This is a genomic window from Ruegeria sp. HKCCD4315 (assembly GCF_013112245.1).
In the GTDB taxonomy this organism is placed as follows: Bacteria; Pseudomonadota; Alphaproteobacteria; order Rhodobacterales; family Rhodobacteraceae; genus Ruegeria.
The window spans coordinates 1528615-1553745 of sequence record NZ_WVRN01000001.1; the positions used below are offsets into that span (position 1 = coordinate 1528615).

General features: G+C 56.5%; 33 protein-coding genes. 4 read left to right on the forward strand and 29 right to left on the reverse strand.

The features are described 5' to 3' along the window. Position 1: 1 nt before the first annotated feature. From gluQRS to GS646_RS07695, 4 genes are all read right to left on the reverse strand, one after another. Positions 2 to 883: a tRNA glutamyl-Q(34) synthetase GluQRS gene (gene gluQRS, locus GS646_RS07680; protein WP_171646997.1), complete on the reverse strand. Its 882-nt coding sequence runs from the start codon at positions 881 to 883 to the stop codon at positions 2 to 4. Then, positions 880 to 1494 (reverse strand): class I SAM-dependent methyltransferase, encoded by a 615-nt coding sequence (locus GS646_RS07685; protein WP_171183269.1) that lies wholly within the window; start codon positions 1492 to 1494, stop codon positions 880 to 882. Before GS646_RS07685 ends, gluQRS begins: the two co-directional genes overlap by 4 nt. A 37-nt stretch (positions 1495 to 1531) precedes the next feature. Beyond that, positions 1532 to 2872, reverse strand: coding sequence for a methylenetetrahydrofolate--tRNA-(uracil(54)-C(5))-methyltransferase (FADH(2)-oxidizing) TrmFO (trmFO, locus tag GS646_RS07690; protein WP_171183267.1), 1341 nt, complete (start codon positions 2870 to 2872; stop codon positions 1532 to 1534). Between the two features lie 255 nt (positions 2873 to 3127). Next, positions 3128 to 3913 carry an enoyl-CoA hydratase gene (locus GS646_RS07695; RefSeq protein ID WP_171183265.1) on the reverse strand — a complete coding sequence of 262 codons (786 nt, stop codon included), beginning with the start codon at positions 3911 to 3913 and terminating at the stop codon, positions 3128 to 3130. Positions 3914 to 3971: 58 nt separating this feature from the next. On the opposite strand from GS646_RS07695, the gene GS646_RS07700 reads away from it, so the two are divergent. Further along, positions 3972 to 4415: a PaaI family thioesterase gene (locus GS646_RS07700; RefSeq protein WP_171183263.1), complete on the forward strand. Its 444-nt coding sequence runs from the start codon at positions 3972 to 3974 to the stop codon at positions 4413 to 4415. A 61-nt stretch (positions 4416 to 4476) separates the two neighbouring features. Here GS646_RS07700 and GS646_RS07705 read toward each other — a convergent pair whose 3' ends face one another. Beyond that, positions 4477 to 4704 carry a DUF1127 domain-containing protein gene (locus GS646_RS07705; RefSeq protein ID WP_171090112.1) on the reverse strand — a complete coding sequence of 76 codons (228 nt, stop codon included), beginning with the start codon at positions 4702 to 4704 and terminating at the stop codon, positions 4477 to 4479. A gap of 99 nt (positions 4705 to 4803) precedes the next feature. Between GS646_RS07705 and GS646_RS07710 the strand changes: the two genes are divergently transcribed. From GS646_RS07710 to rpsI, 3 genes are all read left to right on the forward strand, one after another. Then, entirely contained in the window at positions 4804 to 6207 is a 1404-nt protein-coding gene (locus GS646_RS07710; protein WP_171183261.1) for a PLP-dependent aminotransferase family protein, read from the forward strand. A 162-nt stretch (positions 6208 to 6369) separates the two neighbouring features. Continuing rightward, positions 6370 to 6828, forward strand: a complete 459-nt coding sequence (rplM, locus tag GS646_RS07715) for a 50S ribosomal protein L13 (protein WP_170324880.1) — start codon at positions 6370 to 6372, stop codon at positions 6826 to 6828. A 6-nt stretch (positions 6829 to 6834) separates the two neighbouring features. Further along, on the forward strand, positions 6835 to 7320 hold the full coding sequence (rpsI, locus tag GS646_RS07720) for a 30S ribosomal protein S9 (protein ID WP_171090107.1): 486 nt from the start codon (positions 6835 to 6837) through the stop codon (positions 7318 to 7320). A 67-nt stretch (positions 7321 to 7387) separates the two neighbouring features. Here rpsI and GS646_RS07725 read toward each other — a convergent pair whose 3' ends face one another. From GS646_RS07725 to GS646_RS07840, 24 genes are all read right to left on the reverse strand, one after another. Then, complete coding sequence (locus GS646_RS07725) at positions 7388 to 8548, reverse strand: ABC transporter substrate-binding protein (protein WP_171183259.1); 1161 nt, start codon at positions 8546 to 8548, stop codon at positions 7388 to 7390. A 25-nt stretch (positions 8549 to 8573) separates the two neighbouring features. Next, the gene (locus GS646_RS07730) at positions 8574 to 10460 is read right to left on the reverse strand and encodes a long-chain fatty acid--CoA ligase (protein ID WP_171183257.1); all 1887 of its coding nucleotides are present in this window, start codon (positions 10458 to 10460) and stop codon (positions 8574 to 8576) included. Positions 10461 to 10465: 5 nt separating this feature from the next. Then, a complete protein-coding gene (locus GS646_RS07735) occupies positions 10466 to 11239 on the reverse strand; it encodes an ABC transporter ATP-binding protein (RefSeq protein WP_171183255.1) in 774 nt (257 codons plus the stop codon). Continuing rightward, on the reverse strand, positions 11236 to 12000 hold the full coding sequence (locus GS646_RS07740) for an ABC transporter ATP-binding protein (RefSeq protein ID WP_171183253.1): 765 nt from the start codon (positions 11998 to 12000) through the stop codon (positions 11236 to 11238). Before GS646_RS07740 ends, GS646_RS07735 begins: the two co-directional genes overlap by 4 nt. Next, positions 11997 to 13094 carry a branched-chain amino acid ABC transporter permease gene (locus GS646_RS07745; protein ID WP_171646995.1) on the reverse strand — a complete coding sequence of 366 codons (1098 nt, stop codon included), beginning with the start codon at positions 13092 to 13094 and terminating at the stop codon, positions 11997 to 11999. Before GS646_RS07745 ends, GS646_RS07740 begins: the two co-directional genes overlap by 4 nt. Before the next feature lie 3 nt (positions 13095 to 13097). Continuing rightward, entirely contained in the window at positions 13098 to 13973 is an 876-nt protein-coding gene (locus GS646_RS07750; RefSeq protein WP_171646993.1) for a branched-chain amino acid ABC transporter permease, read from the reverse strand. 73 nt (positions 13974 to 14046) lie between these two features. After that, entirely contained in the window at positions 14047 to 15075 is a 1029-nt protein-coding gene (locus GS646_RS07755) for an alcohol dehydrogenase catalytic domain-containing protein (RefSeq protein WP_171646990.1), read from the reverse strand. Positions 15076 to 15269: 194 nt separating this feature from the next. Then, positions 15270 to 15794 carry a hypothetical protein gene (locus GS646_RS07760; RefSeq protein ID WP_171646988.1) on the reverse strand — a complete coding sequence of 175 codons (525 nt, stop codon included), beginning with the start codon at positions 15792 to 15794 and terminating at the stop codon, positions 15270 to 15272. 453 nt (positions 15795 to 16247) lie between these two features. Then, the gene (locus GS646_RS07765) at positions 16248 to 16589 is read right to left on the reverse strand and encodes a hypothetical protein (protein ID WP_171646986.1); all 342 of its coding nucleotides are present in this window, start codon (positions 16587 to 16589) and stop codon (positions 16248 to 16250) included. Positions 16590 to 16593: 4 nt separating this feature from the next. After that, positions 16594 to 18282 carry a phage tail tape measure protein gene (locus tag GS646_RS23200; RefSeq protein WP_371732062.1) on the reverse strand — a complete coding sequence of 563 codons (1689 nt, stop codon included), beginning with the start codon at positions 18280 to 18282 and terminating at the stop codon, positions 16594 to 16596. Then, on the reverse strand, positions 18282 to 18953 hold the full coding sequence (locus tag GS646_RS07775) for a hypothetical protein (RefSeq protein ID WP_171646984.1): 672 nt from the start codon (positions 18951 to 18953) through the stop codon (positions 18282 to 18284). Before GS646_RS07775 ends, GS646_RS23200 begins: the two co-directional genes overlap by 1 nt. Before the next feature lie 101 nt (positions 18954 to 19054). Then, the gene (locus GS646_RS07780; RefSeq protein WP_171646982.1) at positions 19055 to 19321 is read right to left on the reverse strand and encodes a hypothetical protein; all 267 of its coding nucleotides are present in this window, start codon (positions 19319 to 19321) and stop codon (positions 19055 to 19057) included. Further along, the gene (locus tag GS646_RS07785; protein ID WP_171646980.1) at positions 19305 to 19499 is read right to left on the reverse strand and encodes a hypothetical protein; all 195 of its coding nucleotides are present in this window, start codon (positions 19497 to 19499) and stop codon (positions 19305 to 19307) included. Before GS646_RS07785 ends, GS646_RS07780 begins: the two co-directional genes overlap by 17 nt. Next, positions 19496 to 19672, reverse strand: a complete 177-nt coding sequence (locus GS646_RS07790; protein ID WP_171646978.1) for a hypothetical protein — start codon at positions 19670 to 19672, stop codon at positions 19496 to 19498. The genes GS646_RS07785 and GS646_RS07790 overlap by 4 nt, the downstream gene beginning before the upstream one ends. Positions 19673 to 19702: 30 nt before the next feature. Continuing rightward, positions 19703 to 19885 carry a hypothetical protein gene (locus GS646_RS07795; RefSeq protein WP_171646976.1) on the reverse strand — a complete coding sequence of 61 codons (183 nt, stop codon included), beginning with the start codon at positions 19883 to 19885 and terminating at the stop codon, positions 19703 to 19705. Further along, on the reverse strand, positions 19860 to 20039 hold the full coding sequence (locus GS646_RS07800; RefSeq protein WP_171646974.1) for a hypothetical protein: 180 nt from the start codon (positions 20037 to 20039) through the stop codon (positions 19860 to 19862). Before GS646_RS07800 ends, GS646_RS07795 begins: the two co-directional genes overlap by 26 nt. A 111-nt stretch (positions 20040 to 20150) precedes the next feature. After that, complete coding sequence (locus GS646_RS07805; RefSeq protein WP_171646972.1) at positions 20151 to 20381, reverse strand: hypothetical protein; 231 nt, start codon at positions 20379 to 20381, stop codon at positions 20151 to 20153. Next, on the reverse strand, positions 20381 to 21733 hold the full coding sequence (locus GS646_RS07810; RefSeq protein WP_171646970.1) for a phage major capsid protein: 1353 nt from the start codon (positions 21731 to 21733) through the stop codon (positions 20381 to 20383). The genes GS646_RS07805 and GS646_RS07810 overlap by 1 nt, the downstream gene beginning before the upstream one ends. Then, positions 21730 to 21963, reverse strand: coding sequence for a hypothetical protein (locus GS646_RS07815; protein WP_171646968.1), 234 nt, complete (start codon positions 21961 to 21963; stop codon positions 21730 to 21732). Before GS646_RS07815 ends, GS646_RS07810 begins: the two co-directional genes overlap by 4 nt. Then, positions 21956 to 22375, reverse strand: a complete 420-nt coding sequence (locus GS646_RS07820; protein WP_171646966.1) for a hypothetical protein — start codon at positions 22373 to 22375, stop codon at positions 21956 to 21958. The genes GS646_RS07815 and GS646_RS07820 overlap by 8 nt, the downstream gene beginning before the upstream one ends. Next, a complete protein-coding gene (locus tag GS646_RS07825) occupies positions 22372 to 22914 on the reverse strand; it encodes a hypothetical protein (RefSeq protein WP_171646964.1) in 543 nt (180 codons plus the stop codon). The genes GS646_RS07820 and GS646_RS07825 overlap by 4 nt, the downstream gene beginning before the upstream one ends. Further along, a complete protein-coding gene (locus GS646_RS07830) occupies positions 22914 to 23432 on the reverse strand; it encodes an HNH endonuclease (protein WP_171646962.1) in 519 nt (172 codons plus the stop codon). Before GS646_RS07830 ends, GS646_RS07825 begins: the two co-directional genes overlap by 1 nt. A 118-nt stretch (positions 23433 to 23550) precedes the next feature. After that, positions 23551 to 23838, reverse strand: coding sequence for a hypothetical protein (locus GS646_RS07835; protein WP_171646960.1), 288 nt, complete (start codon positions 23836 to 23838; stop codon positions 23551 to 23553). 255 nt (positions 23839 to 24093) lie between these two features. Next, positions 24094 to 24312, reverse strand: a complete 219-nt coding sequence (locus tag GS646_RS07840; protein WP_171646958.1) for a hypothetical protein — start codon at positions 24310 to 24312, stop codon at positions 24094 to 24096. Positions 24313 to 25131 lie beyond the last annotated feature (819 nt).

Below are 25131 nucleotides of genomic sequence, written 5' to 3' on the forward strand. Positions count from 1 at the left end.
GTCAAAGACCGACCATGCGTCGAATGTCTGCAGGGCTGTGGCCTTCCGCCCTGTATTTCGAAATCGCACGGGCATCGTCCCGTTTCGCCAGGCGTTTGCCGGCTTCGTCGCGGATCAAATCATGGTGCAAATACGCAGGCGTGGGTAAATCCAGCAATGCCTGCAATAGAACGTGGATGCGCGTGGCTTCGAACAGATCCCGCCCCCGGACCACATGTGTGATGCCTTGCGCTGCGTCGTCAAGGACAACGGAGAGGTGGTACGATGTCCCCATATCACGGCGGGACAATACAACGTCGCCGATTGTGTTTATTAGCTCATCGGGGGTGAAAGTGATGGTGCCCGTTTCACCATCTGGCCCTGAGCCAAGTTCGATGAACTGAAATCTGGACCGGTCGTTGATCGCTTGACACGCCTTGGCAATGTCCAGCCGTAGTGGCTCGTTCCGTGGTCGAGGATGCTGACTTAAGTCTTTGTTGTGATGAGCTTTTCGGCACGTTCCGGGGTAGATTATTCCGTCAGGTCCATGTATTGGAGCACCTTCCTGCGGAGCACTGGCAGCGGCGGCAATATCTTTTCGGTTGCAAGTGCAGGGAAACAAGAAACCCTGTCCCCAAAGACGATCTAAGGCCTGGTCATAGACCCCCATACGGTCCGACTGACGCACAACCGGCTTTGGCCATGTCAGGCCAAGCCATGTCAGATCGTCATAGATCTGATCCTCCCAATGCTGTCTTGAACGAGACTGATCGATATCCTCGATCCGCAGCAGGAACTGACCACTTTCAGCTGTGGCCATGTCGCTGGCCAGCAACGCGGAATAAGCGTGTCCCAGATGAAGTGGCCCGGTTGGTGAGGGCGCGAAGCGCGTCAGGAAAATCACGCTTTTTCTAATACATATACGTCAGAGTTAAGGTTAATTCCGGGCAGATGTGGCCCGTGTTCACGAAATAGCAAACGTGCGGCCCCCATGTCGACCCAATCGGTGATGCGGCAGGTGTATGTGTGATCTGCCAGCGCGTGATCATTCAGAGAAAACGCAAACAACCCTCTTTTGGGTAAAGCATGCATCAACACGTCGATTGTCTCTGCAGGGGCTGCGCCCTGACCGATGACACCGATGGCCGTGATAACTGAATATGCACCACGCTTGAGCGGGGCTGGTTTGGTGATATCAAAGCCGGTCAACGCTCTGTAAACACCTTTTGCCTTTGCTTCTTCCAGCATTTTTGGGGTGGGGTCCATTCCGTCGATAAGCTCGAATCCGACTGCGCGCAAAGCCTGACCGGACAGTCCGGTTCCGCATCCAAAGTCCAGAATCTGGGTTTCAGGGTGGGGGTGGGCAGACCACAAAGCCGCCGCCACACGAGTCGGCGTGACGTATCCGTGATCTTCGATTTCTTTATCGTAGGTCGCGGCCCAGTTCTTGTAGTGCGATTCTGTCTCTTGTGGGGTGTCGAGGCTGTAGGTGCTGTCTAGGAACTTGTCGGTCATAAAAGCATGCTAGGCCGAGACAGCATTGTGCGTCCAGTCAGCAGTGGTCCAACCAGGTTTGCCATTCGGCCTTGGCCCTGTCGGTGTAGGCTTTGTACCGGTCCTTGCGGCCGCGCCGTCCGCCTTTTAGACCGTCGACGGGGCGGAACAGACCAAAATTCACATTCATCGGCTGAAACGTCTTAGCTTCGGCCCCGCCGGTTATGTGGTGGATCAAAGCGCCCATTGCGCTGTCCTGCGGGACGTCCGGCAAGTCACGCCCCAAAATCTCAGCCGCAGCTAGACGCCCGGCCAGTAGCCCCATCGCGGCGCTTTCGACATAGCCTTCAACACCGGTGATCTGTCCAGCAAACCGGATGTTGGGTTTAGATTTCAACCGCATTTGCGCGTCAAGCAGTGTGGGCGAGTTGATGAACGTGTTGCGGTGAATGCCACCCAACCGGGCGAAACTTGCGTTTTCCAGGCCGGGGATCATGCGGAATACGTCGGTCTGGGCACCATATTTCATCTTGGTCTGGAAGCCCACGATATTGAACAGGGTGCCCAAAGCATTGTCGCGGCGCAGTTGCACCACGGCATGAGGTTTCACGTCCGGTGCGTGTGGGTTGGTCAGGCCAACCGGCTTCATTGGACCATGGCGCAAGGTTTCGCGCCCGCGTTCTGCCATGACCTCGATGGGCAGGCAGCCGTCAAAATAACCAGCGGTTTCCCCTTCATGGAACTCGGTCTTGTCGGCGGAAAGAAGCGCGTCGATAAACGCCTCATACTTGTCGCGGTCCATCGGGCAGTTCAGATAGGCTGTGCGCTCTTCCTCGGTCTCGCCTTTGTCATAGCGCGACTGCATCCAAGCCTTCGACATGTCGATGCTTTCGGCATAGACTATGGGCGCAATGGCATCAAAGAAGGCCAACGCCTCAGCGCCTGTTTCCGAGCGGATCGCTTCGCCCAGAGCAGGCGAGGTCAGCGGGCCGGTTGCAAAGATCCACTGGCCGTCATCGGGCAGGGTGGTCACTTCTTCATCCGTGACCGATACACGCGGATGGGCGCGGAGTTTTGCGGTGACGCTTTCGGCAAAAGGATCACGATCCACTGCCAGCGCCCCTCCGGCGGGCAGGCGATGGGCGTCGGCCGTTGTCATGATCAACCCGTTGGCAGCCCGCATTTCCCAATGCAGCAGGCCCACAGCGTTCTGCTCGTCATCATCTGATCGGAACGAATTCGAGCACACCATTTCAGCCAGGTTTCCGGTCTGATGGGCAAAGGTGCCAACCGTGGGGCGCATCTCGTGAATCACCACATCGACGCCTGCCTCAGCGGCTTGCCATGCGGCCTCGGACCCGGCCATTCCGCCGCCTACAATATGCAAAACTTGTGTCATGCGCTGCCACATAGGGCAGACCACAATCGGGCGCAACTCGGGCGGTACAAAATTGCCAAATTTACAGGAGGGGTCTTGGGGTCGCCGCTGCGGGAATGTCAGCGCTGGTGAGAGAGACCAGCTGGAGGGACCTTCCGCCCACGGCGACCCAAAAGTGTCCTGAGGCCTCAGCCTCGACCCAGCTTTGCCACAGAGTCGCCGTTTTGAAAAGTGCTAAAATCAAAACAGTGGCAAAAAATGTGCAAAATAATTGCCTCATTGGGTCCAATTTGGGGGGCGCTTTTCGATAAAGGCGGAAATGCCTTCTTCTGTGTCCCGGTGCAACATATTCTGCGCCATTACCTCTCCGGTATAGGTGTAGGCCTGATCCAGGGGCATTTGAAGTTGTTGATAAAACGCCTCTTTTCCGATTTTCACGGCAACGCCAAGCTTTGAGGCTACAAGCTCAGCCAATGCATTGGTCTCGTGTTCAAGCTGCGATTCCGGGACGACGCGGTTGATCAGTCCAAGCTCTGCGGCTTTTTCGGCCGAAATGAACGCACCCGTAGTCAGCATCTCGAAAGCCTGCTTTCTGGGGATGTTGCGGCTGAGCGCCACCATCGGAGTCGAGCAGAACAACCCGATATTGACCCCGTTCACGCCAAAACGCGTACCCTCGGCTGCAACAGCCATGTCGCAGGTCGCAACCAGTTGGCACCCGGCGGCGGTGGCGATGCCATGGACCTGAGCGATAACGGGTTGAGGAATCGATTGGATCGACATCATCATCCGGGCGCAGCGCGCGAACAAGTCCTGGAAATAGGCTTTGCCACCGTCTTCGGACTGACGTCCGGCTGTCATTTGCTTCAAATCGTGCCCGGCACAGAAAGCTTTCCCAGCGCCTGACAGGATTACTGTGCGGATGGATCTGTCATCGCGCAAAGCGTCAAGTTCATCCTGAAGCGCGGCCAGCATCTCTTCGCTCAGCGCGTTCAAGCGCTCGGGCGCGGTCATTGTAAGCCGTGCCACCGCGCCAGTGTCGTTACGTTCCAGAATTGCCATCTTGCCCTCCGATCCCAAGTTGGGCCAACTCTAGGTCGGGAAGAGCAGGAGGGAAAGTATGGCTTTGGCAATGAACCGGGATGAACTGTCGCAATACCTAAAAGAGGTGTTTCCCCAGGTGCATAAGGATTTCGTTGTCGAAGAATTGGCCGAAGAAAACATTACCATGCGCCTTGTGGTGCAGGATCGGCACCTGCGCCCCGGAGGTACGGTTTCAGGCCCGTCCATGTTCGGTTTGGCCGACGTCAGTGTCTATGCAATGATTTTGGCGCGAGTGGGGCGGCAATCTTTGGCTGTGACGACCAACAGTTCATTGGATTTTCTTCGCAAACCTACAGGTGGCGCCGATCTAATTGCGACATGCCGATTGCTCAAACTGGGTCGAACATTGGCCGTCGGCGATGTGTTGATTTTTTCTGAAGGCATGGACAAGCCGGTTGCGCGGGCGGCAATGACGTATTCCATTCCACCTGCAGGCTCGGCCGCGGCGCGGTTCGGATAAAAAAGACCGGGGACAGGCCCCGGCCCAGGAGGAGGTCCCAAAAATTGGGACTGGGGATGATTTAGATCTGCCAGAAGTAGCGTTTTACTTCACGGTCCGCCTGCATGCGGGTAAGGCCAACGTCTTTCAGCAACCTGTCATCCAAATTGCCCAAATTGACGCGACTGCGGCGGCGGCGTTCCCATTGAGTGACCGCAGCCGCAAACCGCACGGCCAGCACAGCGATCAGCGGCAGCCGGGGGCTGGCGTTCAGCAGCATAAGGGCGGGGTTGTGCATTGTGCGTGTCATCTCGGAGTTCCTTTCAAATTGTATTGACACAAAGCAGTAACGTTCGGTACAAGAGATTGATACATTCAATATTGTGTCAAAAGCAAAGGAAGAATTGTAATGGATACAATTTGGCCGGATGTGTTGCCGAAAGCTAAGGGGCCAAAGTATACACTGGTTGCCGACACAATACGAAAGGCAATTGAGAGCAAGGCGTTAGACATTGGAACTAAGCTGCCGCCGGTGCGTGAACTGGCGTATCGATTGCAAATCACGCCGGGGACGGTGGCACGGGCCTATACGATTTTGACGGATGAAGGCTTGCTAAAAGCTGAGGTCGGACGTGGTACATTCGTGGCCCCACCGAAATCGCCGATTCTGGATGATGTCTGGTCTCGTCAGCTGCATTTGGCCGAAGCACAGAGCGCCAATCACGTCAGCCTGTTCAGTCCAAGGCTGGCGGATATGGGGCAGGTGTCGTTGATACGGGAGTGTTTGCAGAAAGTTGCGCAGTCCGATCCGGCTTTGTTCATGAACTATCCAACCCGCGATGCCTATAAGCCCATGCGCCAGGCGGTGGTCGAGTGGCTGTCGGATTTGCCGTTGGGTCCGCTGACGGATGACGACATCGTTTTGACTCATGGCGGTCAGAACGGATTGTGTCTTGTTTTTCAAAGCATCCTTCAAGGTCCCAAACCGGTCGTTCTGGTCGAAGACCTGTCCTACGCGGGCTTTCGCCGCGCCGGTGAATTGATGCGGGCCGAAGTGGTCGGCATTCGGATGGACAAGTGGGGCATTGATCCCACTGCGATGGAGCATGTTTTGCGGCAGACACCCGCGCAGGCGATTTGCGTTTCGCCCGAGGTGCAGAACCCTACCGCGCTGCACACCCCGCTTGAGCGGCGCAAAGAAGTGGTTGAAGTCGCGCGAAAATTCGATGTGCAGATCGTTGAAGATGATTGTTACCGAATGGGTGAGGCTAAAGAGCCCAGCTATCGTGCCTTGGCGCCCGAGCGGGGCTGGCATGTCTCGTCGATCTCAAAAGTGCTGACGCCATCGCTGCGCGTCGGGTTCGCTATTGCGCCGAAAGAGCGAAGTGTGGATCTGAGGCGCTCGGCAGAGTACGGGTATTTTGGGCTGGCGCAGCCGTTGGCAGAGCTCACCCGATTGCTTTTGTCTGATCCCCGTACACGGCAGATCGCCAAAGATGTCAGGACCCGAATGGGCGAATATGTGCGCGTCACGGTGAATGCGCTGGGTGGTTTTGACCTGACGTGGGCACCAGACGTACCGTTTGTCTGGCTAAACCTGCCATCTGGGTGGCGGGCAGCAGCCTTCAGCCGGGCGGCAGAGCGGGAAGGAATACAATTGCGTTCGGCGGACGAATTCGCCCTGCGCGATGGCCGTGCACCAAATGCGGTTCGCATTGCGATGAACGGGCATGTCTCGTTGCAACGGTTCGAGGATGCAATGCTTCGGCTGCGTGCGTTACTGGACAATCCACCCGAGCAAATCAGCGTTTAGGTTGGGGTAAAATAATACCTATTTTGCAAGACATTGTTTTACAACGATAAAAACTGATTTGCTGTGCTTGACGTGCGCGCAAGCACCCCATAGAACCCCTCCATCGAATTCGGGCCGCTCTGTCTTGGGGCGGTCTTTCACATCAAACAGGACTATCCTGCCATGAAAACCTTTTCTGCAACACCTGCAGACATCGACAAGAAATGGATCCTGATCGACGCCGAGGGCGTTGTTCTGGGCCGTCTTGCTTCGATCGTCGCCATGCGCCTGCGTGGCAAGCACAAAGCGTCGTTCACCCCGAACATGGACATGGGCGACAATGTCATCGTGATCAACGCTGACAAAATCCAGATGACCGGCAAGAAGCGCGAAGAAAACTTCTACTGGCACACTGGCCACCCGGGCGGCATCAAGTCGCGCACCAAACAGCAGATTCTGGAAGGTGCACACCCCGAGCGCGTTGTGACCCAAGCGGTTAAGCGCATGCTGCCGGGCAATCGCCTGTCGCGTCAGCAAATGACCAATCTGCGCGTTTATGCCGGTGCCGAGCACCCGCACGAAGCCCAGGCCCCCGAAGTTCTGGACGTCAAGTCCATGAACAAGAAAAACACCCGGAGCTAATGACCGATGGCTGATCAGATCAATACTCTCGAAGAGCTGAGCGCCGTCGCAGGCGTTGAAACCGTGGCCGAAGAAGTCATCGTGCGTGAACCCGTACGCGACGAGCTGGGCCGCTCCTACGCCACCGGTAAGCGTAAAGACGCTGTTGCCCGCGTTTGGATCAAGCCAGGTTCTGGTAAGGTCACCGTGAACGGCAAAGACCAGGACAAGTATTTTGCGCGTCCGGTTCTGCAGCTGATCCTGCGCCAGCCGTTCCAGGTTGCTGGTGTTGAAGGTGAATTCGACGTTGTCGCAACCGTAAAAGGCGGTGGCCTGACCGGTCAGGCCGGTGCGGTCAAGCACGGCATCTCGAAAGCGCTGCAACTGTACGATCCGAACCTGCGTGGCGCTCTGAAAGCCGCAGGCTTCCTGACCCGCGACAGCCGCGTTGTGGAACGTAAGAAATTCGGTAAGCGCAAAGCCCGCCGTTCGTTCCAGTTCTCGAAGCGTTAATCGCCGGGACGATCCAAAAACAAAGGGCTCGCATCTGCGAGCCCTTTTTCGTTGCGTTTATGGTGTCTTATTCTTCGTAGACCAATTTCCACGCGCCGTCTTCAACGACGTTTACGAATACTGTGTCCGCGCCTTGATGATCATCAGGCCCATAGGTGATGTGGTTGCCGACCAGATCGTCCTGATAATCCAGCGACTCCATGGCTGCGATGAAACTGTCATGGGTCAGATCCGGACCTGCAGCCTCCAGCGCTTTGACCATCATCTCGGCGGCGGAATAGCCCAGCATTGCAAACCCAACCGGATCTTCACCCGTGGCGGCCTTGTACTCTTCAATGAACGCGGCGGGGGCGGGCTCATCGGCGCGGGCCCACAGGTCCTTCCACGAGGCGGCGGCATAGAAGCCGTCGGTCACGCCACCGGGAACCTGCGCGACAACAGTCAGGAAACTGGCCGAAGTGCCCAGGAATTTCATATCCGTCAGGCCCATCTTCTTGGCAGTACCCACCACAGTGATCGCCTGACGAACGCCCAGCGCCATCGTGACAATGTCACAGCCTTCTTCCTTGAGTTTGCTGAGCGAGCCCACGAAATCGGTCTCGTCTGGCTTATGCGTCGTCTCGGATCCAAATGCGATCCCGGCCTCTTCAGCCCCGGCTTTGCTGCCTTCCAGTATTTCTTCACCGAAATCGGTGGGCAGGTACATGCTGCAAACGGTTTGCGACCCAAATTCTCCGGCGAGGTATTTCACGCCAATGCGGGCTTGATCATAGTAGGTCGAGAATGATGTGAACTTGTTGCGCATCGGCTCTTGCAACATCTGCCGCGCGGCTGTCAGGGGGGCAACGTTGGGAATTCCCTTTGGATCCAGCAGATTGAAGCCCGCCATGTTCATCGGCGTGCCCAGTGATTGCAGCATCGCAAACACTTTGTCCCGGTTCAGCAGTTTGTTGTAGCCCTGCATGGCCCGCGGCATCTGATAGCCATTGTCTTCGACGACATATCGAATTTGTCGCCCATGCACGCCACCGGCTGCATTGACGCGGTCAAACACGACATTTGCGCCTTTGGTGGCCGGAACGCCTACGGCTGCGAATATACCACTCAGATCGTTGACCGATCCGATCACGATTTCTTCGTCGGTTACGCCTTGGGTTTGCGCCAAACCCATAGTCGCCGAGGCGGTCAAGGCCGTGGCGACAGCCAATAGTTTGAATGACTTTCTCATTTCTCTCCTCCCGAAATTCCCTTGTCTAACTGTACATGTCTTCAATCAGATGTCCGTGTTTCTTTTCCACCAAACCCCGTTTCAGCTTCATCGTAGCGGTCAGTTCATCGTCTTCGGCCGTCAAAAGCACGTCGATGAGACGGAAATCCTTGATCTGTTCGACCCGTGCAAATTGGGTATTCACAGCTGCAACTTCGGCGCCGATCAGATCGCGGATCTCGGGCGCGGCACAGAGTGAGGCGAAATTCGAAAACGGAATTTTGCGGTCCTGTGCATATTTCTCGACATTTTCCTGATCAATCATGATCAGGGCCGTCAGGTATTTACGCCTGTCACCAATCAGGATCGCGTCAGAAACATAGTGGCTGAACTTCAACTGGCTTTCGATTTCGGCCGGGGTGATGTTCTTACCGCCTGCGGTGATGATGATGTCTTTCAGGCGGCCGGTGATGGTGACAAAGCCATCCTTGTCGATATGCCCCATATCCCCCGTGCGCAGCCAACCATCGGCGGTAAATGTCTCGGCCGTTTTGGCGTTATTGCGCCAATACCCCTGAAAGATGTTCATGCCTTTCAGCTGGATTTCACCATCTTCTGAGATACGGATGTCGCAGCCTTCTACGACTTGACCGATGGTCCCGATCCTGTTGCTTTCAACGGTGTTGAGCGTGGCCAGCCCGGCGGTTTCAGTCATCCCAAAACCTTCGACCAAAGGTACTCCGATGGCCCAATACCATTTCAGCAAGTCAGTCGAAATCGGTGCAGCTCCGGTGCCGCCACGACGCAGTTTGTCCATACCCAGCATACGGCGCAGGTTCTTCAGAACCAGTTGATCCCATATCCAGAACTGCACCGCGATACCGATCGGAACGCGTTTACCTGCCGCCCTGTATTCGGCGCGGCGCACGCCAGCTTTCAATGCCATCCCAAAGGCGGCCCGGCCCAACGGTGTGGCCTCCTGCGTCAGAATTTGCACATGTGCATAAATCTTTTCCCACACGCGCGGCACAGCCGTGAAGGTCGAGGGCGAGACCTCTTGCAGGTTCGCAAATACGGTTTCCGGGCTTTCCGCGAAATTCACCGTGCATCGGGCTGCCAGTGGGAAATAGACCGACACGTCCCGTTCCAGAATATGACACAGCGGCAGGAAGCAAAGCTGCTCATCACTGGCCAGAACCGGCAAGGCCCGCGCGCCGGATTCAATGGCAGCAAGGATATTCTCGTGGCTCAGCATCGCGCCCTTGGGCTGTCCGGTAGTGCCGGAGGTATAGACAAGCAGGGCGGTATCCTGCGGTTTAGCTAGCGCGATTTCGGCCTCAAACCGCCGGGGATCGGCTGCTTCTACCTCTTGGCCAAGAGCGTAGAGGTCGTTGATCATCATGCAGCGCGGGTGTTTGAGGTCGTGCAGACCTTCGTCTTCCAGAATGATAACCTTGATCAGGTCCGGAACTTCGGATTCGATTTCCAGAAACTTGTCCAGATGCTCTTCATCTTCGACAATCAGGAATTTGCTGCCGCTGTCATTGATCAGGTATTGCAACTGACTGGCTGAATCGGTGGTGTAAACGCCCGAGGCTATCCCTCCGACGCCCTGAATACCCATGTCGAACCAGGCCCATTCCTTGCGGTCTTCGGAGAGGATCGAGACCACTTCGCCACGCTCCAACCCCAGTTTCCGTAGCGCCAAACCAATCCATTTGGCGTGTTGCCAGTAATCGGCCCAGGAATAGGATTTCCAGATGCCCAGATCTTTTTCCCGATGCGCGTTGCGTTCGCCCAGCTCGGCGCAGCGGTGTTGAAACAGCTCGCTTATGGTGATGCAGCCGTCCACCCGCAGCGGCCTTTGACCTGTTGTTTCGTTAAAGCGCACGCCGTTGATTGTTATCTGCGGGGGCAGGGGGCTGGCGTCCATCCGACTTACCTCCACGTCTTTTTCCGTTTCCAGCGCCGGTTTTCCCGCGCGCCGTCTTCACGCACACCAAGATAGAAGTTCTGGATGTCCTCGGATTTCAACAGAGCCTCGGCGCTGCCGTCCATAACGATGCGTCCAACCTCCATCACATAGCCATGATGGGCCAGATCCAGTGCCGCATGGGCGTTTTGTTCGACCAGCATCATGGTCATCTGCTGTTCTTGGTTGAGGCGTCCGAGGATCTCGAAAATCTCTTGCACCAGCATCGGCGACAGGCCCAGTGATGGCTCATCCAGCAACATGATACGAGGACGGGCCATCAGCCCACGTCCAATCGCCAACATTTGCTGTTGACCGCCTGACAGGGTGCCAGCCTCTTGCCCGCGGCGGTCTTTGAGAACCGGGAAGTAACTGAAGACCAGTTCACGATCTTGCTCGATCTGGTCTTTGTCCTTGCGGGAATACGCACCAAGGCTGAGGTTTTCATCAACAGTCAGAAGGGGAAAGACCTCGCGCCCTTCGGGAATATGCACGATCCCGCGTTGCACAACCTTATGTGGTTCTGCCCCCTGAATGTCTTCACCATCAAAGGTAATTTGTCCCTTTTCCGGGTCCATCACACCCGAGACGGTTTTCATCAGCGTCGTTTTTCCCGCGCCATTGGCCCCGAGGATCGACACGATCTGCCCCTCGTGCACATCCAATGACACCCCGCGAATGGCCATGATGGGGCCATAAAAGCTTTCGACATTGCGTATTCTCAGGATCGGCTCAGTCATGAAGCTTTCCCCAGATACGCTTCGATAACGGCCGGGTGAGCCTGCACTTGTGCAGGAGAGCCCAGTGCCAATTCCGCGCCGTCTGCCATCGCCAAAACCCGATCTGACACGCCCGAGACCAGGCCCATGTCATGTTCCACCATCAGCACGGTGATGCCCATCTGACGCCGGATGTCATCGATCCACCACCGCATGTCACTGGTTTCTTCGACTGAAAGGCCCGAGGCGGGTTCGTCCAACAGCAGCAGTTTGGGATCAGTTGCCAGTGCGCGCGCGACCTCAACCACTTTTCGCACGCCATAGGGCAGCCCTGCGATCATCTTGTCGCGATAGGCCTGAAGATCGAGGAAATCGATGATCTCTTCAACCTTCTCGCGGTTTTCGATTTCCTGCCATCGGGCAGACGGAAGGAACAACAGCTCAGACAGCAGATTTGTTTGTCGATGCCGATGCCGCCCAACCAGAAGGTTTTGCAAAACGGTTGCGTGCTCGAACAGTTCAATGTTCTGAAACGTCCGCGCCACGCCATAAGCTGCAACGCCCGAGGGTTTGACACGCAGCAGATCATGGCCGTCGAATCGGATCGACCCGGCATAGGGCTCGTAGAACCGCGAGATCAGGTTGAATACGGTCGATTTGCCAGCACCGTTGGGGCCGACGATGGCAAAAACCTCGCCCTCCAGCACTTCGAACGACAGGTTATCAACCGCAGTAAGGCCACCGAACTTCAGGGTAACGTTTTCAAACTCCAGCAGGCTCATCTCAGACGCTCCGTCTTCAGATAAGATTTTTGCCGTTTGAACATGTCTTTACGGTAGAAGGGGAACAGCTCGAACCAGGTGCGGATCTTGAACCAGCGCCCATAAAGCCCCATGGGTTCGAACAGGATGAAGGCGATCAGGATCATACCAAAAATGCCGAATTCGAGGCCCGGAATGGCGACTGTGTTGCCGCCGAACAAAGCTCCGGCATATTCTTTGGAGATTGACAGGAACTGAGGCAGAAACCCGATCACGATCGCACCCAGAAATGCCCCGTGGATCGAACCCAGTCCGCCGATCACGATCATCATCAGCAACTGGATCGAGATCAGAACACTGAAGGTTTCGTTGTTGAAGGCTCCGGCAAACAGCCCCATCAGTGCTCCGGCCCAGCCTGTGATGGCGCAGGACAAGGCGAATGAGATCATCTTGGTCCGCGCTATATCAATACCCATCGCCTGTGCCGAAACCTCGGAGTCGCGAACTGCGATAAAGCTGCGCCCTAAAGGCGCGCGCAGCAGGTTGATATAGCCCAACGTCACAAGGACAGCGACGGTCAGAACCAACCAGAAGAACAGATCCGGCGTACCCCAGCGGTCTACCAAATGGCCAAAGATCTCGACCCCGCCAATATACTTGCCCGCGACGCCCCCGGTGATGGGTTCGGATAGAACGATGATGTCATCCATCAGGATCGAAAGGGCCATGGTGAAGATGGCCAGATAGATACCGTGAAGGCGCAAGGCAGGGATGGCGACTGTCACACCTGCGATGCCGGTTAGAAATCCGGCCAGCGGGAAGGCGATTAGAAAGGGCACTCCCGCTTCGATCAGGGCAACATTGGCATAGCAGCCAAAACCCAGAAAAGCGGCATGTCCCAGACTGACCTGCCCGGTATGCCCGGTCAGGATCATCAGGCCCAGCCCAGCTATGGCCCAGATCAGAACGTTTGTCAGTTCGCCCAGATAGAACGCGTCCAGCCACCATGGGGCGGCTGCAACGACGGCCAGAAGGATCAGGTAAAGACACAGTTGATACCGGTCTTTCCAAGGTCGGATATCCTGCATGTAATTGGTTTTGAACACAATCCGCATGAGTCAGACCTTTTTGACCCGAACCTGACTGAACAGCCCGTTGGGCCGGAAAATCAGCACGGCCAGCAGTAAAGCATAGGGGGCAACCTGGCTGTAACCCGCGGCGATATAGCGGCTGGCAAAGGGTTCGATCACGCCCACGATCAGCCCTCCGGCCAGAGCACCGGGCAGACTGCCAAATCCACCGATTACAGCCGCAGCAAAGGCCTTGATGCCCAGCAATCCGGTGGTCGGGTCCACCGCGCCCTTGGCGGCAAACAGGATACCGGCGATCCCGGCTACGACCCCGGCCAGCGCCCAGATAAAGCCCTGAACCCGTTTGACCGGAATACCCATGTAATATGCCGCCAATTGGTTTTGCGATGCGCCCTGCATCGCAAGGCCCAGTTTGGTGCGGCTGAAAAAGACATAAAGCGCCACGGTCAGAAGGATCGTGACGATAATCACCGCCACATCCTCCATCCCCAGCACCAGACCGCCAAAGCGAACCTCTTTACCGGCAAGCGGGTTTTGCAACGTTTGCGGTTCATGCCCCCAGATCAACCCCGCAACAAAGCGGATCACGAACCCCAAAGCGATTGTCAGGATGACGACTGCGGTCTGGCTTTCACCGAACAATCGACGGATAATCAGCCGATCCAGCAGATAGCCTAAGGCACCCATAATCCCCAGTGAGATCGGCAGGGCCATCCAGAAGGGCAGGCCCATATACTCGGTATTTGTCAGGCCGATGGTCACAAAGGCCCCCAGCATCATGAAATCACCCTGCGCGAAATTCACCGCTTCGGTCGCCTTGTAGATCAGAACAAAGCCAAGCGCGATCAGGCCATAGACGCAGCCATTCGCCAGTCCGCTGATCAGCAGCTGTGCGTTATCCAAACTGTCCTCCCTCCAACGAGCAACAGATGCCGTCAGCCTCACGCAAGTCTTCGGGATGCGTGGGGTTCTTCTACTATGGCGTGATTATCACCTTTCCGTCACTCTTTTTCAGCGCATTGGCTAAATTTGGCACCAGATCTCTGAGTGTAAGGTGTTCAGAAACATCTGTTTTCCAGCGCCCGTCTGCAAAACGCGCCTGAACCTCGGCCACCACCCGCATCTGATCCGCTGGTGGCGTCGACATCATCCATTGCGTCAGCCAAAAACCTTCGATCCGCTTGCCCATAAAGATCAACTGGCCGGTTTGAGTGAGCGTCGGCGCTTCGGTCGAAAGCTTGCCATAGGTGATCCAGCGTGCACGGTTTGGCATGGTACAGAACAACTGCTCCGAAAGCTGGTCAGTCACGGCGTCAAGAAACACGCGTGGCTTCATGGATGTGCTCAGTCCGGCAAATTGCTCAACAACATCTGAATCTGTCGTCACCAGGACTTCGGCGGCGCCAAGGCTCTTCAACGTTTCAACAGTCTCAGCGCGCCGCACGAGCGCTATGGGTTTCAGCCCGAGATCGCGGCCAAGGCTGCACATGAGCTTTCCGAGCTGGCTGGTTGCAGCAGACACGACAAACGCGTCGCCGTCGACCTTGACCATGTCCACCATCGCCATCGCGGTCAGCGGATTGACAATTTGCGCGGCCCCGTCGTCGTCTGAAATATCCGGCCTCAGGGGGATACACATCTGCATCTGAGTGACGACATATTCAGCCCACGCACCGGACCCAGCAGCGACAAATGCAACGCGCTGACCTTGCAGGGCTTCGGCACCTTTGCCGGTGGCCACAACATCACCACATCCTTCGAAACCGGCTGGGGATCCCTTTACTCGGGGTTGGCCATACTCACCCTTGATGAAGTGCAGGTCGGATGGATTGACGGATGCGGTGCGCAGTTTGATCAAAACCTGACCCGGACCAGGCTGTGGTACAGGTACTTCTGCGGGTTCAAGCCATTCGGCTGCATCCGCGATCACCGGTCCGCTGGATGTGCCGGAATATCCGTCATGCTTCAAAATGGTGGCAAACATGGTGTGCGGCAAATCTGTCATTTGGTCATCCTTGACTAAACTGGAGTGACACGCGCCGTATCGAAACAAATGTTCAAGAAGGCATGGCGCGGGTAGGGTGTCAGAATGAGCCAATCAAAAGCCGCTTAGGGCGTCAATTCAATGCCGAAATAACGTGGGGGCATCCAAGATGCCCCCAAAGAGTGGAACTTACCCAAACGGGCGGCCCCATTATTTTATTGTTGGGTCAGCAGGTTGGTCAGTTCCTGAATTTTCTGAGCGATGGTTTCAGGCGATGCTTTGATGTCATTCACGATCTTGATCGCTTGCTCTTTCAGGTCCGCTGCCAATGTGCTTTCTTCTAGCGATGTCATGATGCCGTCATAGTCGAAATTGGCAGGGTTCAACTTGCCTTCCGCGATCCAGGAGTTCAGCAGCTCTTGCCCTTGTCCGGCCAAAGCAGCGACCTGATCGCTTGCTTGTTGCGCGGCTTCTGATGCCTGATCGGCAACAGAAGATGCCGCCTCGGATGCCTGTTCAGTCAAGGATGAGGCCGCTTCCGAGGCTTGTTCTGTGGCGGCATCAACCGCATCGGAGGCGGCGTCTTGTGCCGCAGTGGCAGCATCGGCCAATGCGTCACTGGCGTCTTCGGCTGCTGACTGCAAACGTTCAGCCGGAGTTGGTTCCGGTTGGTTTAGGTAATAATATCCGCCAACGCCGATTGCGGCGAGGACAATGATCAAAATTAGAGTACGCGACATGTGAATCTCCTTTGGAATTTGTGTCGCTGGGATGATCCAAAACTAACGCAAAGACAAAGGGGAAATCTTGTGAAGTCTCGGCAAAACAGAGGTTTGAGCCGGGCTGTGCTGATCTGGCGTATCGAACCCGGCAAGATCACGCTGCTTTCCGGACATACCCTTCAGGACTGCGCTGCGATCCGCCATTGATGTCGCGCGACAGGGCAAGTATTCGCTGCGCCCGGTTAACATAGCCAATTTGGATAATGGCGGAGAGACAGTCCGCCCGTATGTGGTTTTAACGTATTGGATTCGCTTGGGATAAATTCCAGGTAGATGTGTTGGTCCACCCGAACGTCCACCCGAGTCGTAAATCGCCCGCACCGAACGGACCTGAACGGTGCGGGCTGGACCTACAGGCCGATGTGCTGATGCGGTAGCACAAAGGAATAAAGAGCCTGCTTGGTCGTATGCTCATAGTCTGATATTTGTCGTACCGTTATCCACCAGAGTGAGGCGCGGCGATGCGATTTCGAACGGGCGAACAGTGGGCGGATTTGCTCCGAGCAACCGCAGCAGGGTCACCAGATCGGCAAAACACTCGCGCATCACAGCCGCGATCATATCCGAAGCCGACAGGGCCAGCGAAACGCGGTAACCGTCAAGTACCTGGAATTTCCCGTCAATCTGGATCGACACGATCAGGTCAGGATCAGACCGCGATTCCCAAACACCTACATTGACCGCAACGCCTGCGTCTTCAAACGGTGACAGGGCGTCGGTCAACTCGGCCCGTATGTCGGTGCAGAAATCCATCAGGCTAGACCACGCGGCGTCTAGAAGTATAGCCTTGCTCCATTGCACGCGGCACTTGGCCTTGTCCGCTGACCAACTGGCGGCTGATGCTCTGTTCCGCAGCGGCGACCGCCTTGCCGATGATAATCTGCGTTTCAACGTCCGATACTTGCCGGGTCTGAACTTCAGCGCCGGTGTTGTTCACGATCTGGATCACGGGCGCAACGGCCCCAACGCCCAGATTGCCCGATCCGTCACGTCTCAGGGGCGCAATGGCTTCGGGACCAGCTTCACCCATGAGCCCGGTCACACCGCCAGAGATAGGAAACATGGTCGGTTGGCTGACCACACCGCCACGCGCAAAGGGTACGACGCTGCCACCGTCGAAGACGTTGCCTTTGGCTGACGGGAAGAATTGCCCCGGATCGGCAGCACCCGGAACATCGAAACCCGGCCCAAGCGCAGCTTGCAGCGCGTTCAAAAGTGCTTGACGCAGGATCATCTTCGCAATGTCGCGCAAAAACTGCTTAGAAAATTCGCCCCAAGCCGTTTCGGCGTCGGCAATGGCATCGACAAAACGGTCAATCCCTTCGGCAGCGATACCAACCATTCCGTCTTCGAAATTGTCGAACCATGTCTGGCTTTGCCGATCCAGTTCGCGCATCGCCTCAACGGTCTTTTTGATTTCTTCGGTCAGCTTCTTCTGCTGGTCGATGGCCCGCCGTGTACCGCCCCCACCACCGGCACGGGTGTTGCTGGACGGGTTCGGCGGTAAGACGACCGGTGGAATGCCCGAAGCGGGTGGACGGTAATTCGGATCACCAGCACCCGCACCTTCGCCGCGCGGATCGTAGAAATCCGGGTTGGCGTTGATGTTGGCAATGATGGCCGCACCTTCGGCGGCAAGGCGCGTATTTCGGGCCATGGCGGCTGTCAGATCGACCGACTCAAGCAGCTTTTGATTAACCGCCCGCATCACTTCGACCATCCGTTCCTTTTCCTCACGGGCTCGGACGTTGGCCAGCAATGCTTCCTTGTTCTTTTCCAGTTCTTCTTCGGCCTGATTGACCAGCTTTTGCTTGGCTTCGACCTGTGCGTCCAGCGTGGACAGTTCGGCTTCGCCGGATGCTTCGGCTTCAGCGATCAATGCGTTCAGATCGGCCTGCGCGTCCTTCAGGGCTTGTCGTGCGTCCCGCAACCGCAGAACGTCATCGGTCAGACCCGTCTGGATGCGGCGTGTTTCCGCGTTCAGTTCGTCGGTGGATTTCGCCACACCGCCCAACGCTTCTTCGAATTTCTTGGCGTCTTCGGATGCTTCGAACAGCTTGTCACCGAACGCTGCGATCAGACCCGTGGCGACGGTAAAGCCCAGCATCCACGGACCACCAACGCGCAGGAACGACGTAAGCTGGTTGGCCTGCTGACCGAAGGCAAGCATGGCGTTCTGGCCACCGGCGACTTGGATTATGAAATCACCAAAGTTGACCGCGCCCTGTTTCATGACGGTCGAATTGCGCTGCATCGCGCCCTGAATACCCTTCAGGGATTTGACGTTGTTGGTGTTGGCCGCTTGGAACCTCTTACCGGCAGCGGCTGCGTGGTCGAACTGTTTGACCAGTTGGCCCAACTCTTTTTCGGCAGCATCCAGACTGCGGACCATTTGGGACGCTTCGGCGTCCAAGATCATTGTGTGGGTGGTGGTTGTGTTGACCATTACTTATCAATCCTTCCCCTGCGTGATCCGCCCAATGCGCCAAGACGCTGGATGCGGATATTCGGTCGGCGGACGCGCCCACCATCGGCTGCGCTGTAGTCCTGTGCATAGGTCGCAAAGACCATATCGACACGCTGGTGCCAGCCTTTGCTGCGGGCTTTCTTCCACGCGCCGTACAGCAGGTGATCGAACCCACCATACAAGGATTCCAGCTTGCTTGCGTACGGCACGGTGTTGGTCACATCCATTCGTTCCCAACCATCCTTTTCCGCGTAGGACAGGATGGCTGACGGGCTGATGGCACGACCGTCAACGCGCACTTCCCAACCGCCCATGTGGACGTAAGGCGGTGTGCCTTCACGGTACAGGCGCGAAGATTGGAACGCGTGATCGAAGACAAAGGCGGTCGCTTCGGCCACCCACCGTAGATTTGCCGGATTTTCAATGAAAGTTATGTTGCCACCGAAGCGAACGGACTGGACGGGCTTGTTCAACCGGTGATCCACGATCTGTGCCACTTCGTCATCGGCCTGAAACTGGCCACGTGCTTGGTGCAGACTGTAGCCAGCCGAAACCGTATTGATGTGGAACGCGCGGCCCTTTTCGACAATATCCGGCACAATATCCATGATCAGCGCACGACGCGCCAGTTTGCTGCCCAGCTTGGCCACACGGGTCTTCCGGTTCGGTGACCACTTGTACAGCCGTGGGGCTTGTACGTTCGTCTTGAACGCTCTGGGTGGTAACGATTCTGGACGGACCTTTACGACCATCAATGGACCTTTCTGTCTTCCACCTGGTAATTCATAATTGCCGCCACAAGCGCACGTGGATCGTCCTGTTTGACGCCGCTTTGGGCCAGATGCTGGGCTAAGGCGTTGCCGCCATCGTCGGGCCACGGATCGCTTCGCACGTTCTGCCAGACGATCTGGCAAAGTGCGGTCATCTGGGCTGCAAACGTTTGATCGTCAGGTGCGGCCCATGCGACCGCCATCGACATACCAATCAACGGGTAAATCTGTTCAAGATCGCCGTGCATACTCCGCTTCCCGTTCCATCGCCTTGGCGGCTGTGATGAGCCCAGCGGCCCGCAGATCACGCGCACGGGCCAATAGCTGGTCGCGCTTCAGACGCTGGGCTTCGCGGCTGTCTGCGTTGGCCTTGGCCTTCTGGTTGGCGTCCCGGTCGTACCGGCCCCGATAGCTGCTGTCTTTCATTTCACTTCACCCGTCAGAAAGTCTTTCCGGCCCATCGCCTTCGTGGCTTCGTTCCACACACGGCAGTATTCCAACCACGTCAGCGGTCGGCCAAGCTGGCGCTGCACGGCCCGTGCCGCTGCGTCCCGGTCGATCTGAGGTTTGCGGGGCTGTCGTTTCTTCCGTGGTGTCATGTCGAAAGGCATCCTGTCAGTTTCCTTCGGTTATGGCGTCAGATCACTGGCCAGCACGTAAATGCCCGACCAGACCGCAGGGCCGTTCGGGTGGCTCATTCCAAGCTGGGTCGCGGGCGTTCCGGGTACGGGCAGATTAATGTCGAAATCGTTCAGTTCGACGGTCACGCCTTGGCGTACGCCCTGCTTATTCGTCCGATTTACTCTGGCCATCGTTGTACTCCATCGGGGCTGTGCGCCGGTGGCGCGGTGTGAACAGCTTGTCATTGTTGGGCGGGGTCTTCTGCTTGCTGTAGTCATCAACCAACAAGCTGGCATCGTATCGACCGGCCAGACCTTCTTGCCCGTGGCGTTCAATCACTTTCATTTTCTTCCCCCTCGCTGTCGTCCGATGCTGGTGGCGGCACGAAACCTTCACAGTTCGGATACCCGCAATCTGGATAGGTGCAGTTCGGATACCCGCAATCTGGATAGTTGCTCACGCGGCCACCCCTTCCTGATCCAGCCGCGCCATGAACGGTGCCAGTGCAGCGGCCACTTGATCCGCCAGAATATCCGTACGCGGCTTGTGCAGCGTGACGGTACGTTCCACGGCTGTGGCCACGATTTCACGCGATCTGCGGTCCTGTACGGCTGCGCACAGCCGGTGCTGGCCATCACGGTCGATAGCCAGCAACAGGTTCGGCACATTTGCGACGGGCTCAAACATCACCAAGCAACCCCCGTGACATACGCAGCCGTTCCGGTGCGCAACATGCCGTGCGCAATGGGCTGGACCATGCGAAGCACCGTTGCGTTCACTTGGAACGAACTGACCACTTTGGTTGCGGGTACGGTTCCGGCTGCATCCGAAATGTGGATCGACCCGCCCTGATCATTGACCGCGTTGGTATCAACCATCGTCGGTGCAACGCCATCATCGTCAGCCAAGGCAACGGTTGCCGATCCGCTGGTGTCGATTTCAGGTGCGGGCAGGAACGATGCGAAGTCGGCCAGATCAATCACGAACAGATGATCTTGCGGTACCGTTGCGCTGATGATCAAGGGCAGACCAAACAGTTCGCCCCGTTCCACTTCGTCACGGAACAGGAACACCCCGGCTTCACGCATCATGCGCAGCCTTTGAGCCCGCATATTATCCATGATCAGGACCGGGTTGCGCGGTCGCGTTGCGGTGATCACGCCGGTCAGATACGCAATATCCGCGATCACGTTGTCCAGACCGGTACCAGCGGACGCTTGGTTTGCGGCACCATTCCACGGGCTTGCGGGGCGGATACCCGGAACGGCTGCGTTCGCCGGGTTCAGGAAATATGCGTCCAGCATTTCAGACGTATCGGCCACCACATTTCTGCGGATCACCGCTTCGATGCTGGGTGTGCTGGTGTCGCGTAGTTCGTTAGTGAAGACCGACAGCACGGCCATTTTCATCCGGTGGAAACTGACCGATCCGACCACACCCGATTTGACCGGGATCGTGCCTTTTTCGCCAACGAACGAACCGCTAATGTCACCTATGCCGGGATTAGTCGGCATCGTCAGGTTGGCGACTTCGTTCATCGGCAGTGGTACCCCACCAGCCGCCATGGCGGCATAGACCGACACGGGCCGCAGTTCTTCGACCCACGGGCCAACGTCGTTGTTGACCAGTTCAGCACCAAAACCCGCATCAACCGTGCTGGCCGGTGCTGTCGCGGCCTTACGTTGCAGTTTACCGGGCTCACCGGGGAACAGGTCTTCAGCGACCTGTTCAATGCCGCGTTGGGCAAAGTGTGCCGTGGCCTTGGCAAAGGCAATATCCGTGCTGCGTGGCCGCTTGACCGTGCCTTTGACCGTTGCGGGCCGGGGCTGCTGGACGGTGACCGCAACAGGTCGATCTGCCTGTGCCTTCAGGGCTGCGTTCTCGGCTTCCAATGCTTTGACACGTCGGGCCGTTGCGGGTGCATCCTTGGCCACCTTCAGCGCATCGTCAAAGGCGGCTGCTTTGGTTTCTTGGATCAGAATTTGGGCTGCTTTGTCGTCGCTGTCGCGGCGGCGGGTGTTTGCTTGTGCTGCGTTCATAGGTCCAGACTCCCCAGTTGTTTGGCCGCTGTCTTGCGGAACAGATCGCGCCATGTTGGATGATCGCGGACGAAATCCTTGCCGCGTGTTTCATAGAATGCACGGACCTTGGTACGCGCCATTTCCTTTGCGGTTTGGCTGTCGTGGCCAGCCAGACGGAACAGGGCCGCTTCGCGCACCAGCTTGGCGCGGATCGCATGCGGCATGTCGTGCATAATTCTGCTAGGCATTCCCATTGCGGACCCCTTCCATTGTCTTGCGGTGCTGGTCTGCCATACGTTCCAGCGTGGCTTCGTCCAGCGGTGCGTCGTCGCCCATGAATTGATCAATCTCACGCTGGACCGACTTGGCGATGTTATCGCGTTTGACGCCTAGCTGATGCTCAAGCGTGTCGATACGGTCCAGCATCGGGGCGATCAGATTTGCCATCGCTTCGGCAATGTCGTCGGCACTCAACGTGCGCTTATCGACCTGTTTCATGATGGTCTGGATCAACGCCACGCCTGCCGGGTTTACGCTGTCGCTGGCGGGGTCGTACAGCACCGCGCTAGGGTCTTGTTGAGCGCCACGGGTGTCCAACTGACCATTGATAAGTGGGCGGTCGTATGGGTTGTCGTTGGTTTGTCGAAACGGATTGGTCATTTGCGCCCCCGGCTTACAGTTTTCCACGCCATGTAGTCGCGGTGCTTGGCGCGAACGGCTGGATTGCTTTTGTCGAAATTGTGCTTGGCAAGTGCCGCCAGATAATCCGCCATCGCGTCGGTCACCCGCAGCTCATCCTCGGCCCCGTTCAGGCGATCTTCGGCCCGATCCGCTGCGTCGTTGGCTGTCTTGGCTATGGCGTCCAGTTGGTCGGCAAGCTGGTCGGTGGGTCCACCCATACGATGCAGATCGGCGCATCGCTTGTGTAACGGATCGTCCGATACGGACACGCCACCAGATCGCAGCACATTGGCTGCACGTTGGTACCGGGTTGCAGCCGCACGGGTGTCATCTATGGCCCGTTGTGCGCGATCCTGATCGTGTTTGAACTTGGCGGTTGCCTTGATCCGCTGTTCGAACGCGCCTTGGATACCGTCCTGTTCGGCGCGGGATGCAGAGTCGAGTTGTTGGCGGATAAATCCGACGCTTTTGACCACCGATTTTGCGGCTCTGGTCGCGGTGTGCTGGGTCAATTGCATTAGACCACCCGCCCATGATTAGGATGGAACCCAAATTCAATTTCAGCAGCCTTTCGGGCCGCTATGGCTGCGGTCTTGTCATTGAAGACACCTAAATGATGCTGCTTACCGTGTGAGCAAATCTGTGCTTGCCATTTTCGCATATGTTTATGAAACGAAACGCCAATCACACCGGACGAATTATCCAAACGCCGCTTTTGGTTCTTTTGATTGTCGGACGGAGTAACGTTCCGCAAATTGAGAATGCGATTGTCGGACCGATCACCATTAATGTGATCAATATAGTCCGGCCAAGTCTCATACATGATCGCCCACGCCGCACGATGAGCGTACAAAGGAAATCGTTCCACCGCGCCACGCATGTAACCTTTTCGATCAACTGTTGTGAAAGTTTGCTTGTTAGCCCAACGCGCGTTCCAATAATCGGGTTTATCTTCCCGCTCTTTCCACCAGAACAAACCCGTCACTGGACAATACAGTAACAAAATCCGCAACAGGTCTATATCGACAGTTTTCATGCGTTGGTCCCTCTCAGGTTAAAATCAACCTGCCATCGACCACAGGATTTCGTCAAATTATATTTATTTTCATATAGTTAGATGTAATCGCGAAACTCGGATATAGTTTCCAGGTAGATCACAGTTTGGTCGATCTGGTCCAACGTGCGAAGCGTTTCACATCGTCCAGGCAGGCCGAAGAACAGCACACGTTTCTGCCCCAATTCCATCGGTGGTCTTGGCGCAAGATGCAGCCGCAGCCATCGCACAGGCGGCTGGTCCGCCGTTCAATCCGTCCGCCGTTTTCCGCACTGACACCCTTGGTCACCTGACTGACGGTCATGCCCGCAACGCCGCGATCATCCCGCATGACTTCCCGCAGCGCGGCGTTCTCGGCTTTGGCGAACTGTTCAAGCAACGTAGGCATCGACCAACCGTATTTTTATCAGTTCAGTTCGTCCGCGCCGTAAGCACGACTGACAGCGGCACAAAAAGTATTCCGGGTCAAAGTCAGCCGCGCCGGGTGGGGGCATGTACGTCACGTTGACCCTTGTCACGATCTGGGTGCAGGTCTCGCACATTCCCCGCAGGGCTGCTGCGTATTCGGCCTTTGCCCGACTGAACGCGTTCATGCTGATCGTTGGCGGTCTGCGTCTGTCGGACATGTTTTGGTGGCCTCCGTCTACCCATTGGCTTCGGTCCATTGTTGCAAGATATGCTTGCTGGATTTGCTGTCTGGTGCCACGCGCAAGTATCCCCCACCGCTGGTGATTTCGTGGCAGTTGTCGGATCGGGTGTAGGTGGTCGGTTGGCCGGTGTGTCGGGCGATGCAGCGCCGCGCAAGCGGGATCATCGCTGTGACCTTCGTTTCGCGTAAAAATTCGGCCAGTTCTGCGTTCATATGTCACCACCAAGGACACGCCGGGACGCGTGTGAGTCATCGCATTATACCAAAGGTTCCAGTCACTGGAAGGTTTGATTTTGGCAAGTATCGTCAAATCTGAGGATACTTGCCACTTTGGGTGTCAACGTTCCAGTCACTGGAAGGTTTCAAATTCGCAACCGATTGCGAATTTGCCGGGTCAGGGGGTCAGACATTTTGTCGGACCCTGTTTCCGCGTGATCCGGTCTGGTTCGTTCCAACTTGGAAGAAACCCCACGTAATCGGACGTAATTAGAGGGTCTGTTGCAACTTGCAACAGACCGATTTAGACCGGTTTTTATAGCTTTTTACCGAAAGGCATTTTTGCCGTTAGTTCTAAAGATTCAGTCCCCGGCGCGGTGCGGCCCCCGTTCGATCTGTTGATTCACGCCGCCCCCCACGCAAGACGATGTGCGGTCGCCACGGTCAGCAGCGTCACGGCATCGGTCGGCACGTCACACATGTGACACATCAACCAATCACACATCAGGCACACCACGCACCACAGCCCACCTATATGATACCCTCTATACCCTTCTTGGCCGCTGGCCTTCCGTCGGATGGGGCCTGCCTGTCCGCTCTGTTGGTGGTTGGTGCCAGTGTCGTCAGACTAGGACAATTGGGTATAGCTGGATGGGTATATGCCCCGAGTTGGACCCCGATGGTAGACGAGTAGACGCATTTCCTTAAAGAGTCTGTAGAACGGTAGATGGGCTTACTCATTTTCCGTCTACTTTTTCCGTCTACTCTCAACTTCTATATGCTTAACTATCCATTATTTATAAATAAAAAAGTTCT

Coding starts and splice junctions, on each gene's coding strand:
- GS646_RS07835 (WP_171646960.1), bottom strand. CDS start 23,838: ATGCCTACGTTGCTTGAACAGTTCGCCAAAGCCGAGAACGCCGCGCTG.
- GS646_RS07745 (WP_171646995.1), bottom strand. CDS start 13,094: ATGCGGATTGTGTTCAAAACCAATTACATGCAGGATATCCGACCTTGG.
- GS646_RS23200 (WP_371732062.1), bottom strand. CDS start 18,282: ATGGTCAACACAACCACCACCCACACAATGATCTTGGACGCCGAAGCG.
- GS646_RS07820 (WP_171646966.1), bottom strand. CDS start 22,375: ATGACCAATCCGTTTCGACAAACCAACGACAACCCATACGACCGCCCA.
- GS646_RS07830 (WP_171646962.1), bottom strand. CDS start 23,432: ATGAAAACTGTCGATATAGACCTGTTGCGGATTTTGTTACTGTATTGT.
- rplM (WP_170324880.1), top strand. CDS start 6,370: ATGAAAACCTTTTCTGCAACACCTGCAGACATCGACAAGAAATGGATC.
- GS646_RS07840 (WP_171646958.1), bottom strand. CDS start 24,312: ATGAACGCAGAACTGGCCGAATTTTTACGCGAAACGAAGGTCACAGCG.
- GS646_RS07730 (WP_171183257.1), bottom strand. CDS start 10,460: ATGGACGCCAGCCCCCTGCCCCCGCAGATAACAATCAACGGCGTGCGC.
- GS646_RS07755 (WP_171646990.1), bottom strand. CDS start 15,075: ATGACAGATTTGCCGCACACCATGTTTGCCACCATTTTGAAGCATGAC.
- GS646_RS07785 (WP_171646980.1), bottom strand. CDS start 19,499: ATGAAAGACAGCAGCTATCGGGGCCGGTACGACCGGGACGCCAACCAG.
- GS646_RS07700 (WP_171183263.1), top strand. CDS start 3,972: ATGGCTTTGGCAATGAACCGGGATGAACTGTCGCAATACCTAAAAGAG.
- trmFO (WP_171183267.1), bottom strand. CDS start 2,872: ATGACACAAGTTTTGCATATTGTAGGCGGCGGAATGGCCGGGTCCGAG.
- GS646_RS07710 (WP_171183261.1), top strand. CDS start 4,804: ATGGATACAATTTGGCCGGATGTGTTGCCGAAAGCTAAGGGGCCAAAG.
- GS646_RS07735 (WP_171183255.1), bottom strand. CDS start 11,239: ATGACTGAGCCGATCCTGAGAATACGCAATGTCGAAAGCTTTTATGGC.
- rpsI (WP_171090107.1), top strand. CDS start 6,835: ATGGCTGATCAGATCAATACTCTCGAAGAGCTGAGCGCCGTCGCAGGC.
- GS646_RS07740 (WP_171183253.1), bottom strand. CDS start 12,000: ATGAGCCTGCTGGAGTTTGAAAACGTTACCCTGAAGTTCGGTGGCCTT.
- GS646_RS07725 (WP_171183259.1), bottom strand. CDS start 8,548: ATGAGAAAGTCATTCAAACTATTGGCTGTCGCCACGGCCTTGACCGCC.
- GS646_RS07810 (WP_171646970.1), bottom strand. CDS start 21,733: ATGAACGCAGCACAAGCAAACACCCGCCGCCGCGACAGCGACGACAAA.
- GS646_RS07805 (WP_171646972.1), bottom strand. CDS start 20,381: ATGTTTGAGCCCGTCGCAAATGTGCCGAACCTGTTGCTGGCTATCGAC.
- GS646_RS07705 (WP_171090112.1), bottom strand. CDS start 4,704: ATGACACGCACAATGCACAACCCCGCCCTTATGCTGCTGAACGCCAGC.
- GS646_RS07695 (WP_171183265.1), bottom strand. CDS start 3,913: ATGGCAATTCTGGAACGTAACGACACTGGCGCGGTGGCACGGCTTACA.
- GS646_RS07800 (WP_171646974.1), bottom strand. CDS start 20,039: ATGAAAGTGATTGAACGCCACGGGCAAGAAGGTCTGGCCGGTCGATAC.
- GS646_RS07780 (WP_171646982.1), bottom strand. CDS start 19,321: ATGCACGGCGATCTTGAACAGATTTACCCGTTGATTGGTATGTCGATG.
- GS646_RS07760 (WP_171646988.1), bottom strand. CDS start 15,794: ATGTCGCGTACTCTAATTTTGATCATTGTCCTCGCCGCAATCGGCGTT.
- GS646_RS07815 (WP_171646968.1), bottom strand. CDS start 21,963: ATGCCTAGCAGAATTATGCACGACATGCCGCATGCGATCCGCGCCAAG.
- GS646_RS07765 (WP_171646986.1), bottom strand. CDS start 16,589: ATGGATTTCTGCACCGACATACGGGCCGAGTTGACCGACGCCCTGTCA.
- GS646_RS07790 (WP_171646978.1), bottom strand. CDS start 19,672: ATGACACCACGGAAGAAACGACAGCCCCGCAAACCTCAGATCGACCGG.
- GS646_RS07685 (WP_171183269.1), bottom strand. CDS start 1,494: ATGACCGACAAGTTCCTAGACAGCACCTACAGCCTCGACACCCCACAA.
- GS646_RS07795 (WP_171646976.1), bottom strand. CDS start 19,885: ATGGCCAGAGTAAATCGGACGAATAAGCAGGGCGTACGCCAAGGCGTG.
- GS646_RS07825 (WP_171646964.1), bottom strand. CDS start 22,914: ATGCAATTGACCCAGCACACCGCGACCAGAGCCGCAAAATCGGTGGTC.